Annotated in this window: 1 rRNA gene; it reads left to right on the forward strand. The window is 50.9% G+C overall.

Going from position 1 to position 1,691, the window contains the following annotated elements:
• Window positions 1–108: 108 nt before the first annotated feature.
• Window positions 109–1,629, forward strand: a 16S ribosomal RNA gene (locus tag ACYQ3D_RS12565).
• The last annotated feature ends 62 nt before the right edge of the window (window positions 1,630–1,691 follow it).

A 1,691-nucleotide genomic window follows, 5' to 3' on the forward strand; every position in this document is an offset into this window, starting at 1 on the left:
TGATAATATAGTAAGTGTCGCTTGCAAAGGACAGATAAATTTTTCGGTCTTTGAAAACTAAACAATGTAGAGTTTCAACTATTCTAAGCTAGTTTCAAACTCATTCCTTTTTCGGAGAGTTTGATCCTGGCTCAGGACGAACGCTGGCGGCGTGCTTAACACATGCAAGTTGTGCGAGAAAGCTACCTTCGGGTAGCGAGTAAAGCAGCGAACGGGTGAGTAACGCGTAAGTCATCTACCTTTAAGTCTGGAATAACCTCTCGAAAGAGTGGCTAATGTCAGATAAGCTCCTAGTGAGCAAAGGTGGTTTTACTACCGCTTAAAGATGTGCTTGCGTCCCATTAGCTAGTTGGTAGGATAACAGCCTACCAAGGCAACGATGGGTAGCCGACCTGAGAGGGTGATCGGCCACACTGGGACTGAGACACGGCCCAGACTCCTACGGGAGGCTGCAGTGGGGAATCTTCCGCAATGAGCGAGAGCTTGACGGAGCAACGCCGCGTGAGTGATGAAGGCCTTTGGGTCGTAAAGCTCTGTCTTGAGGGAAGAACAACTTAGTAGCGAATAGCTGCTAGGCTTGACGGTACCTCACAAGGAAGCCCCGGCTAATTACGTGCCAGCAGCCGCGGTAACACGTAAGGGGCAAGCGTTGTCCGGAATTACTGGGCGTAAAGGGTGCGCAGGCGGTCTAGCAAGTCAGAGGTGAAATCCACTAGCTTAACTAGTGAAGGGCCTTTGAAACTGTTAGACTTGAGAGCAGAAGAGGAAGATGGAATTCCTGGTGTAGTGGTGAAATACGTAGATATCAGGAAGAACACCAATGGTGAAGACAGTCTTCTGGTCTGACTCTGACGCTGAGGCACGAAAGCTAGGGTATCAAACGGGATTAGATACCCCGGTAGTCCTAGCTGTAAACGCTGGATACTAGGTGTTGGGGGTTCAACTCCCTCCGCGCCGCAGTTAACGCTTTAAGTATCCCGCCTGGGGATTACGACCGCAAGGTTGAAACTCAAAGGAATTGACGGGGGCCCGCACAAGCGGCGGAGCATGTGGTTTAATTCGAAGCAACGCGCAGAACCTTACCAGAACTTGACATCCCTGTGACTATTCCGTAACAGGAAGTTTCTCTTCGGAGACACAGATGACAGGTGGTGCATGGCTGTCGTCAGCTCGTGTCGTGAGATGTTGGGTTAAGTCCCGCAACGAGCGTAACCCCTGTTCTTAGTTGCCAGCACGTTATGGTGGGGACTCTAAGAAGACTGCCGCGGGAGCAACGCGGAGGAAGGTGGGGATGACGTCAAGTCATCATGCCCCTTATGTTCTGGGCTACACACGTGCTACAATGGTTTGTACAGAGAGTGGCTAGACCGCAAGGTTGCGCCAATCTCCTAAAGCAGACCTCAGTTCGGATTGCAGATTGCAATTCATCTGCATGAAGCTGGAGTCGCTAGTAATCGTGGATCAGAATGTCACGGTGAATCCGTTCCCGGGCCTTGTACACACCGCCCGTCACACCACCCGAGTTGGGGGCACCAGAAGTCGCTTTTAGCGCCGAAGGTGTGCCCGATAAGGGGGGTGAAGTCGTAACAAGGTAGCCGTACCGGAAGGTTCGGCTGGATCACCTCCTTTCTAAGGAGTTTAAACGGTTGATAGTTGAAACCTACTACATTGTTTAGTTTTGAGAGACTGAA

The organism is Halanaerobaculum tunisiense (genome assembly GCF_054657635.1).